Source organism: Methyloversatilis thermotolerans (assembly GCF_000372885.1).
GTDB classification, from domain to species: Bacteria; Pseudomonadota; Gammaproteobacteria; order Burkholderiales; family Rhodocyclaceae; genus Methyloversatilis; species Methyloversatilis thermotolerans.
The window spans coordinates 2,685,632-2,694,864 of the sequence record NZ_KB889967.1 but is presented as its reverse complement, the minus strand read 5'-3'; the positions used below and the strand labels follow the sequence as shown (position 1 = coordinate 2,694,864).

Genomic DNA, 9,233 nt, shown 5'->3' with positions numbered 1-9,233 from the left:
GCGCTGCGCGCCACCCTCTCCCGCGGATGCGGGCGAGGGTCACATCGGCGACGGCGCCTGCCTCCCCTCTCCCACATCAGTGGGAGAGGGGCTGGGGGTGAGGGCGAGCGCGCTTGCCCGCGATTCAGCCTGGAACGAAGCCGGCGGTGATGCCATGTCGCCTTGCGCCGGGTGGCGACGACACAGGCAATGCGCGCCGCGATTCCGTCGCGCCCGTGCATCGGTTACCCTGCGGCGGCTCATGAATACCGCCGCAATCGCCTCCGCCGCCCCGCGTGTGCTGTCCATCGTTCCGCCGATGACACAGCTCAACACGCCCTATCCGTCCACCGCCTATCTCACCGGTTTCCTGCGTTCGCGCGGTGTCGATGGGCGGCAGGTCGATCTCGCACTGGCGCTGGTGCTGGACCTGCTGTCGCCGTCGGGGCTTGCGATCCTGCGTGACGCGTGCGAGGCCCTGCCGCAGAAGAGGCGGCCGCGCGCTGCCGCAAGCTTTGCCGCGCAATACACGCGCTACGCCGCGACCATGGCGCCGACACTGGCTTTCCTGCAAGGGCGCGATCCCACCCTGGCGCATCGCATCGCCGCGCGCGGCTTCCTGCCGGAGGGGCCGCGCTTCGAATCGCTGGACGTCTATATCGACCCGGATGGCGGTGATCCGCTGGCCTGGGCCTTCGGTGCGCTGGGCGTGCAGGATCGCGCACGGCACTTCGCGACGCTCTATCTGAACGACGTCGCAGATGCGATACGCGAAGCCATCGATCCGCGCTTCGAATTCGTGCGCTATGCCGAATCGCTGGCCCAGAGCCAGCCCACTTTCGATCCGCTGGCCAAGGCGCTGGCCGCTGCGCCGAACGCGGTCGACCTCGCGCTGCAGAGGCTGACGCGCGACGCGCTGGCGACTCACGTGCCGCGCATCGTGCTGCTGTCGGTACCGTTTCCGGGCGCGGTCTACGCGGCCTTCCGCATCGCGCAGACGGTGAAGGCGGTCGACCCGTCCATCGTGACCGTGCTCGGTGGCGGCTATGTGAATACCGAGCTGCGCGAACTGGCCGAGCCGCGCGTGTTCGACTTCTTCGACTATGTGACGCTGGATGCCGGCGAGCGCCCTCTGCTGGCCCTGCTCGACCATCTGGCCGGCGGACGTTCGCGGCAGCGGCTGGTGCGCACCTTCGTGCGCGAGCCGGGCGAGGCCGGCGGCAGCGTGAAGTACGTGAACTTCGTCGAGCCGGACATTCCATTCGACGACGTCGGCACGCCCACCTGGGACGGCTTGCCGCTGGACCGCTACCTGTCCTTGCTGGACATGCTCAACCCCATGCACCGTCTGTGGTCGGACGGGCGCTGGAACAAGCTCACGGTGGCGCACGGCTGTTACTGGAAGAAGTGCAGCTTCTGCGACGTGAGCCTGGACTACATTTCGCGCTACGACGCGGCCAGCGCCACCGTGCTGGCCGACCGCATCGAAGCCATCATCGCCGAAACCGGCCAGACCGGGTTCCACTTCGTCGACGAGGCGGCGCCGCCGAAGTCGCTGCGCGCGCTGGCGGCCGAGCTGGCGCGGCGCAATCTGAGCATTTCCTGGTGGGGCAATATCCGCTTCGAAAAGTCCTTCACGCCCGATCTGTGTGCGGAACTGGCCGACAGTGGCTGCATCGCCATGTCGGGCGGGCTGGAGGTCGCGAGCGACCGCCTGCTCAAGCTGATGAAGAAAGGCGTGTCGGTGGAACAGGTGGCGCGTGTCACGCGTGGCTTCGCGGACGCCGGCATCCTGGTGCACGCCTATCTCATGTATGGCTTTCCGACCCAGACCGTGCAGGACACGGTGGACGCGCTGGAGTACGTGCGCCAGTTGTTCGAGCACGGCTGCATACAGAGCGGCTTCTTCCACCGCTTCGCCTGTACCGTGCATTCGCCGGTGGGCCTGCACCCCGAGGAATACGGCGTCACCCTGCAGCCGCTGCCGCCGGTCACCTTCGCGAAGAACGACGTCGGCTTCATCGACCCGACCGGTACCGATCACGACGCGATGGGCGCCGCGCTGAACAAGGCGCTGTACAACTACATGCACGGCATCGGTCTGGACGAGGACGTGCGTGCCTGGTTCGGCGGCCGCGTACCCAGGACGCGCGTGCCGCCCCACTTCATCGAGCGGGCGCTCTTGGGCTGAGGGGGCGATGGCTGGACGACGCGCCGCCGGCTGCGTATGCTCGAAACAGGTTGCCCGCCACGAGCGGGCGCTTCATGGGCGCAACCGGAGCATCGTCATGTCGTCGGAATCCCTCGCCAGCATTCCGCTTTCGTCCCGCCTGCTGCGTACCATGCGCGACGTGGCCATCGACAACGCGCGTCAGCTTCTGCACGAGGCGACGCTGCTGCTCGCACATCACCATCATGCGCGTGCGGCGCTGTTCGCACGCGTGGCGATCGAGGAGGTCGGGCGTGCCGTGCAGGCCTTCGATGCGCTCGGCCGCAACATGAACAACGATGCGGTGGCCATGCGGGTGAAAATGAATTTTGCGGACCAGGCCAGGCGCATGCATGCCGCAACCTTTCCGCTGTTGCTGGAAGAACCGCAGCGACGCGACGAGGTGATGGCGCAGATCGGCGATCTGATGGATGCCGCGGGCAGCGAGCTCGAGCCCGCCCTCTATACCGGCGTCGATGCGCTGACCGGCCGGGTTGTCACGCCCGGCGGATCCATCGGGGCCGCTGCCGCAGCGCGTCGGGTGGCACTGGCGAAGGACGTGTTCGCGCGTGGTGAATTGATGGTGCTGTTCACGCCGCCCAAGCTGCGCACGCGCGCGGAGGACCGGTTTTTCGCGATGCGCCCCGGCGAGCTGATTGCCGCCCGCCAGGGCGCCGAAGCGTGGGAGGTCTATATGGAGAACATCCGGGCCGGCGATGCGCGCTTCGAATCGGCACTGGATGAGATGCGCAGGCGCGGTACCGACCCGGACCGCTGATCGACTCACCTCTGCGCGAATGGCCGGGGACGCGGCGTGTCATCTCCCGATGGCGGCAGCACCGGCAGTTCGAAGCGCGGCTGTTCGCCGGTGAGCGTCTTCAGGAAGGCGACGATGCGCGCGTTCTCGTCGGAAGAGAACACGCGGCCGAGCTGCAATCGGCCCATCAGGTCGACGGCCTCGCTCAGGGTATTCGCCGCGCCATCGTGGAAGTAGGGATAGGTCAGTTCGACATTGCGCAAGGTCGGCACCTTGAAGCTGAAGCGGTCGGCGTCCTTTCCGGTCACCGCCGAACGCCCTTCCGCAGGACTGTTCGCCTTGTAGGGCTCGACCCGCCCCATCTTGTGGAAGGCATTGCCGCCGGCCGCTTCACCGTTGTGGCAGCCCGCGCATCCGCTCTGCTTGAACAGTGTGTAGCCGGCCTTCTCTTCCGTCGTCAGCGCCTGTTCGTCACCGAGCAGCCACTGGTCGAAGCGCGCATTCGGCGTGACCAGCGTCTTCTCGAATTCGGCGATGGCCGTGGTGACCTGGCCGATATCCATCTTCCGGGTGCCGAACACCTGGCGGAATTCGCGCACATAGCCGGGAATGGTTTCCAGCACGCCGATGGCCAGCGTGTGCGAGAAAGCCATTTCGCCGGGGTTGGCAATCGGGCCGCCGGCCTGTTCCTTCAGATCTGCCGCGCGGCCGTCCCAGAACTGCGCGACGTTGAGGCTGGAATTGAGCACGGTCGGCGCGTTGATCGGGCCCTGCTGCCAGTGGTCGCCGACCGAGGCCGGAATGTTGTCGCTGCCGCCCATGGACAGGTTGTGGCAGGAATTGCAGGAAATGAATCCGGACCTGGACAGGCGCGGATCGAAGTACAGTTTCTTGCCCAGTTCAGCCATGCCGAGGTTGATGTTCCTGGGCGGCCGGACCGGCATGATGGGTTCGTCGCGGAAGGCCTGGCTGGATGCCAGCCCGGATGTGGCCAGAAGTGCACAGGCGATCAATGTCTTTTTCATGATGGACTCCGTTGCGATTGATTGAGTCCAGTCTGGGCACCGCGCCCGGTGCGGAATCTGATCGGCGTCAACGACCGTCCCGCAGCGCGTCCGCCACCCCTCATCCGATGAAAATTTCCCCGATGCCGCCCGCTCGCGACGGTCGCGCGCTCACACCTCGAACTTTCCGCTCTCGTGGCGTGTGTGCCCGGCCGACCTCTTTGTTCGCCGGGTCTGTCATGGCGCCGTCGCGGCGTGCAGCGAAACAGCTACTTCTTGTCGAAGGGCCGCGGCCTCGGCGTGCTGTCGGCCGATGGTGGCAGGATGGGCAGCGTGAAGCCGGGCTGTTCACCGGTCAGCGTCTTCAGGAAGGCGACGATGCGCGCATTCTCGTCGGCGCTGAACTTGCGGCCCAGTTGCAGCCGGCCCATCACGTCCACCGCTTCGGTCAGCGTATTGGCGGCGCCGTCGTGGAAGTAGGGGTAGGTCAGTTCGACATTGCGCAGTGTCGGCACCTTGAAGTTGAAACGGTCTCCGTCCTTGCCGGTCACCGCCGAGCGGCCTTCCGCCGGACTGGTCGACGTGTAGGGCTCGACCAGTCCCATCTTCTGGAACGACGCGCCGCCCACCGCTTCGCCGTTGTGGCAGGCCACGCAGCCGCTGCTCTTGAACAGTTCGTAGCCCGCCAGTTCCTGCGCGCTGAGCGCGTCGTTCCTGCCGAGCAGCCACTGGTCGAAGCGCGCATTCGGCGTGACCAGCGTTTTCTCGAATTCGGCGATGGCCAGCGTCACCTGGTCGATGTCGATCTTCTGCGTGCCGAATACCTGGCGGAATTCGCGCACATAGCCCGGAATGGTTTCCAGCACGCCGATGGCCAGCGTGTGCGAGAAGGCCATCTCGCCAGGGTTGGCGATCGGGCCGCCGGCCTGTTCCTTCAGGTCCGCGGCGCGGCCGTCCCAGAACTGCGCGACATTCAGGCTGGAATTGAGCACGGTGGGTGCGTTGATCGGGCCCTGCTGCCAGTGGTCGCCGATCGAGGTCAGAATGTTGTCGGTACCGCCCATGGACAGGTTGTGACAGGAATTGCAGGAAATGAAACCGGACTTCGACAGGCGCGGATCGAAGTACAGCTTCTTGCCCAGTTCGACCATGCCCAGATTGATGTTCTGCGGCGGGCGAATGGGCTTGATCGGTTCGTCCCTGAAGGCCTGGCTGACGGCCACGCCGGATGCTGCCGCGATGGCGGCAGCAAGAAGGATGCGCTTCATGGTTCTTTCTCCCTCGCTGATGACTTCGTTCAGTCCGGGTGATCTGGACTTGGTCTAATCTGATCGAAATCAATGACCGGGCTCATTCCACTTCATTGCATATCGACACCGCGGCAACGCCGTCCGGCAATCCTCACGTCACTCATGTGCGTGCAGGAAAGCCGTGAACGCATCGCGCGCCTGTGGCAGTGCCGGGCTCAGGTCGTGACCGGCATCGAGCTCGATCAGCGCCGTGCCGGGGCGGCTCGCTGCCAGCCGTTGTGCTTCGGCGAAGGGCACGGTGTTGTCGTGCCGCCCGTGCGCCAGCAGCACCGGGCAGCGCACCCGGGGCAGCGTGCTCACCGGTGCGATGTCGTCGAAGCGGGCGCCGATGAGGTGCTGCACATAGGCGGTGACCAGCGCACCCAGCGGATGCCAGGGCAGACCCATGGCCGACAGGTGGCGGCGCATCATGTCGCGCGGATGGGCGAAGGCCGACAGCGCGATCGCAGCGTGCAGACGGTCGCGCCGGCTCGCTTCCAGCAGTATCGCGGCAGCGCCGACCGAATGGCCGACCAGGCTCAGCCGCGCGTGGTCGACGTCGAGCCGGTCGAGCAGCCAGTCCAGACCCGCGGCCACGTCGTCGGCGAAGCGCGGCAGCGACATGAAGTCGATGTCCTCGCTCGCGCCGTGACCGCGCGCGTCGATCAGCAGTACGGCATGGCCGGCATCATGCAGCGGCCGGGCCAGCGGCAGCATGAGTGAGGCGTTGGCGCCCCAGCCGTGCATCACCAGCACGGCCGGTGCGGGGGCACCGCCCGCCGCCGGCACGAACCACCCGTGCAGGTGTCGGCCGTCGCGCGCAGTCAGGCCGACATCCACCGCGACCAGACCGTGGTCCGCCGGGGTGGCCGTGTGCGCCTCGCGCGGTACGGCGAAGCGCCGCAGCAGCCAGCGGCGCAGCAGGCCCGGGCTCATTCCGGTACGCAGATGAGGCCGCGTCGCGCGGCGAGTGCGGTTTTCGTCACCAGCACCGCCAGCACCACGGTGAGTACCGCGAGCAGCAACAGGGCCAGCGCGCCGTAGAAGGGCTGAGCGCTGCGCGCATGCATTTCGAAGGTGGCGATGGTGATGGCCGCCAGCGGGAAGGAACAGGCCCAGGCGGAAATGAAGAAGGGCAGACGCAGGAAGCGCACCGCGTTGCTGGCCAGCAGCAGCGTCAGGAACAGCGCGAAGAAATACAGGATGCGCGCCATCGCATCGACTTCGCCGGTGAGCGCCACCCAGGACAGGAAGCCCACTGCCGGCGGCGCGATCAGGATGAACAGCGTCGGTGCCAGACGGGCGGGCAGCGGCTCGTGGAAGAACAGGCGGTACAGCACCACGGTCATCAGCACGCCCCACATGACGAGACCGATGGCGAAGAAGAACCCGCTCACGTCAGCCGGGGCGAAGCGCACGCCGGCAATCGGCACCAGGATGTTGCCCACCACCGGGATGAACCAGGCCGGGTTGGCGTGCTGTATCGCGTAATGCGTGTGGTGCAGCCAGCTGCTCATGACGTAGAGCGTGAAGGCCAGATGGGCGGCCGTGCCGATGGCCCACATCCAGCGCGCGAGGTCGGGTGCATCGGGTGCCCAGGCGATCGCCAGCAGCAGAAGACCGATCGAGGTCGCCGGAAAGAAGTTGAGCCGCACCGGATGGCGCCGTTCGGCATCGACATCGCCCGGGTGACGCACCATCTTGAGTGCATGGACGCCGAGCAGGAAGACATGGAGCGCCGACGCGACCGCGCGCAGCACCTGCGACACCCCGACCGGCAGCGGCATCGTGTGGGCGGCTTTCATCCACGCGATGGCGAGGCCGGCCATGCCCATTACGGTCGCGAAGAAGGACACCGGGAAGTGGGCAAGGCGTGCGGCGTCGGTTGGTGGCGGGTGAAGGGCGGCGGTATCGCGCATGACGTGCATGTCCTCATCCTGAAAGGCATCGTGCCCCCGGGTTTGCAAGGTGCCGGGCGGTGACCGCGTGGCGCGCCTCGCTCCTGCCTCGCGCGCTGCCAACGCGGTTCGCGATTCACTGACAACAGAACCTGTGCATCAAGTCCCGTGCCAGAGGAGCGTCCACGCGTCGCGTCAATCAGAACAGGCACTTGGCGGATGCGCGAAGCCGGCCCCGGCTGCCACAGCGCTGCCCTGGCAGCCGGGGCGCTGTCAGCCGACTGCCTCTGGCAGCGCCCCCGGTCCATCCTCGCCGGCGACCGTCGCACACAGCAACCTGATTCCGCACCATTTTCCAGGCACTCCCACCGCATGGCACAGCACTTGATAGTGGCCGCTGACCACGTACTGTCCGCCTTTGTCCCGCCATGTATTTCCATCCTGTCGAAGACCCCGAGTCGGGCCAGATCGGCTATCTGCTGGCCGACGCCACCGAACAGAAGGCGGCGGTGATCGATCTGCCGCCGCGCAGCACCGAACTGCTGCGCGCGCTGCTGGCGGAGCGCCGGCTGGCGCTGTCGCACGTGCTGCGCACCCACATCCATCGCGGTGTGCCGATGAACTGCGCGGCGCTGAGCGAACTCACCGGTGCGACGCTGGTGCTGCCCGACGGGGCGCCGGTGCCGGCCGACTGCGCGGTGCGCGTGCAGGCCGCCCGCGACGGCGGCCATGTCGTATTCGGCCAGCAGGTGCTGCAGATACTGGCCACGCCCGGCCACACCGCGCATTGCGTGAGCTATCTGTGGCGCGACCGCCTGTTCTGCGGCGACGCCTTCGATCTGGGCAGTTGTGCGGACGCCGGCGAAGACACCGACCCGGGCCTCATGTTCGACACGCTGTCCGGCCGGCTCTTCCAGTTGCCTGGCAGCACGCTGCTGTTTCCGGCCCACCCGCTCGGCGGCCGGCGCGTCGCGCTGGTCGGCGAACAGCGGCTGCGCACTGCCTCGCTGCTGACCGGCAGCCGCGACGCCTTCATCACCGAAATGCTGTCCCGACGCACGCTCGCACAGCGGCGTGCGCGCTCCTCGTCCGCCACCCGGCGGCACTGATCCGTCCCCCACCAGGAGTCCATTCATGAAGAAGTCCTTCGCCGCCCTCGCACTTGCCGCGCTGTCTTCAGCCGCCTTCGCCGACAAGCAGCCGGTCACCGTCATCCTCAGTTCCGACAGCGGCATGACCCAGGGCATGGCCATGGTGCTGGCCAACCAGATGCAGGAACAGGGCGGTCAGGTCGACATCCTGCTGTGCGACAAGGCGGGCGACCTCGCGCTGAAGGGTGCCGGCGGCACGCCGCTCAAGCCCAGGGACGTCACCCCGGCGCAACTGCTCGACGCCGCGCTGAAGAAGGGCGCGACCGCATCCGTGTGCGCCATCTACCTGCCGAACACCGGCCACAAGCCGGACATGCTGAAAGACGGCATCGCGCCGGCCAGGCCGGACGCCATGGGGCGCGCGCTGATGGAAGCCAACCGCAAGGTTGTCGCGTTCTGACCGGCGTCGCGGGCCACCGGCGCACGCCGTGTCCGCCACCGTGCTGGCCGGCATCGTGCTGTTCTTCGCGCTGGAAAAGGCCGTGCTGTGGCGTCACTGTCACGACGCCACCTGCCCGACCCACGGTGCTACCGGCCCGCTCATCCTGATCGGCGACGCCTTCCACAACTTCGTCGACAGCGTCGTGATCGCGGCGGCCTTCGATGTGTCTCCGGACGTGGGCGTCGCCACCGCAATCGCCGTGATCGCCCACGAACTGCCGCAGGAGGTCGGCGACTTCGCTCTTCTTCTCGGACACGGCTACGGCGCGCGCAAGGCGCTGCTGCTCAATGCGCTGTCGGCGTCGGCCACCTTCATCTACATCGCCGTATCCGACCTGATGCCGCGCCTGCACCGCACGCTTTCGGTCAAGGAGTCACTGCGCGACGGCGTACTGCTGTTGCTGAGGATCGCCACCATTGCGCTGTTGCGGATGGGGCATTGAGGGGGCGGTCAGTGCCACGCCGCCGTGCGCTGCCTTCCGACCGGATCGAAACCCAGCGCGAT

At 67.2% G+C, this 9,233-nt stretch carries 9 protein-coding genes; 5 read left to right on the top strand and 4 right to left on the bottom strand.

The window, feature by feature from the left end; genetic code table 11:
- Positions 1-241 precede the first annotated feature (241 nt).
- Entirely contained in the window at positions 242-2,170 is a 1,929-nt protein-coding gene (locus A3Q7_RS0112040) for a B12-binding domain-containing radical SAM protein (protein ID WP_018412141.1), read from the top strand.
- Positions 2,171-2,267: 97 nt separating this feature from the next.
- A complete protein-coding gene (locus A3Q7_RS0112035; RefSeq protein WP_018412140.1) occupies positions 2,268-2,966 on the top strand; it encodes an AbiV family abortive infection protein in 699 nt (232 codons plus the stop codon).
- Positions 2,967-2,971: 5 nt separating this feature from the next.
- On the opposite strand, the gene A3Q7_RS0112030 is transcribed toward A3Q7_RS0112035, so the two are convergent.
- The 4 genes from A3Q7_RS0112030 to A3Q7_RS0112015 all read right to left on the bottom strand — a co-directional run bounded on the left by A3Q7_RS0112030 (position 2,972) and on the right by A3Q7_RS0112015 (position 7,166).
- Positions 2,972-3,970 carry a cytochrome-c peroxidase gene (locus tag A3Q7_RS0112030; RefSeq protein ID WP_026224753.1) on the bottom strand — a complete coding sequence of 333 codons (999 nt, stop codon included), beginning with the start codon at positions 3,968-3,970 and terminating at the stop codon, positions 2,972-2,974.
- A gap of 248 nt (positions 3,971-4,218) precedes the next feature.
- Positions 4,219-5,217 carry a cytochrome-c peroxidase gene (locus A3Q7_RS0112025; RefSeq protein ID WP_018412137.1) on the bottom strand — a complete coding sequence of 333 codons (999 nt, stop codon included), beginning with the start codon at positions 5,215-5,217 and terminating at the stop codon, positions 4,219-4,221.
- 138 nt (positions 5,218-5,355) lie between these two features.
- Positions 5,356-6,174, bottom strand: a complete 819-nt coding sequence (locus A3Q7_RS0112020; RefSeq protein WP_018412136.1) for an alpha/beta hydrolase — start codon at positions 6,172-6,174, stop codon at positions 5,356-5,358.
- On the bottom strand, positions 6,171-7,166 hold the full coding sequence (locus A3Q7_RS0112015) for an SLAC1 anion channel family protein (RefSeq protein WP_018412135.1): 996 nt from the start codon (positions 7,164-7,166) through the stop codon (positions 6,171-6,173). The genes A3Q7_RS0112020 and A3Q7_RS0112015 overlap by 4 nt, the downstream gene beginning before the upstream one ends.
- Positions 7,167-7,564: 398 nt before the next feature.
- Between A3Q7_RS0112015 and A3Q7_RS0112010 the strand changes: the two genes are divergently transcribed.
- Genes A3Q7_RS0112010 through A3Q7_RS19850 form a run of 3 tightly spaced genes read left to right on the top strand, consistent with a single transcriptional unit; the run spans position 7,565 to position 9,171 of the window.
- Entirely contained in the window at positions 7,565-8,245 is a 681-nt protein-coding gene (locus A3Q7_RS0112010) for an MBL fold metallo-hydrolase (RefSeq protein WP_018412134.1), read from the top strand.
- 25 nt (positions 8,246-8,270) lie between these two features.
- Entirely contained in the window at positions 8,271-8,687 is a 417-nt protein-coding gene (locus tag A3Q7_RS0112005) for a hypothetical protein (protein WP_018412133.1), read from the top strand.
- A gap of 28 nt (positions 8,688-8,715) precedes the next feature.
- On the top strand, positions 8,716-9,171 hold the full coding sequence (locus tag A3Q7_RS19850; protein ID WP_018412132.1) for a ZIP family metal transporter: 456 nt from the start codon (positions 8,716-8,718) through the stop codon (positions 9,169-9,171).
- Positions 9,172-9,233: the final 62 nt, after the last annotated feature.

Coding starts and splice junctions, on each gene's coding strand:
- A3Q7_RS0112040 (WP_018412141.1), top strand. CDS start 242: ATGAATACCGCCGCAATCGCCTCCGCCGCCCCGCGTGTGCTGTCCATC.
- A3Q7_RS0112035 (WP_018412140.1), top strand. CDS start 2,268: ATGTCGTCGGAATCCCTCGCCAGCATTCCGCTTTCGTCCCGCCTGCTG.
- A3Q7_RS0112030 (WP_026224753.1), bottom strand. CDS start 3,970: ATGAAAAAGACATTGATCGCCTGTGCACTTCTGGCCACATCCGGGCTG.
- A3Q7_RS0112025 (WP_018412137.1), bottom strand. CDS start 5,217: ATGAAGCGCATCCTTCTTGCTGCCGCCATCGCGGCAGCATCCGGCGTG.
- A3Q7_RS0112020 (WP_018412136.1), bottom strand. CDS start 6,174: ATGAGCCCGGGCCTGCTGCGCCGCTGGCTGCTGCGGCGCTTCGCCGTA.
- A3Q7_RS0112015 (WP_018412135.1), bottom strand. CDS start 7,166: ATGCACGTCATGCGCGATACCGCCGCCCTTCACCCGCCACCAACCGAC.
- A3Q7_RS0112010 (WP_018412134.1), top strand. CDS start 7,565: ATGTATTTCCATCCTGTCGAAGACCCCGAGTCGGGCCAGATCGGCTAT.
- A3Q7_RS0112005 (WP_018412133.1), top strand. CDS start 8,271: ATGAAGAAGTCCTTCGCCGCCCTCGCACTTGCCGCGCTGTCTTCAGCC.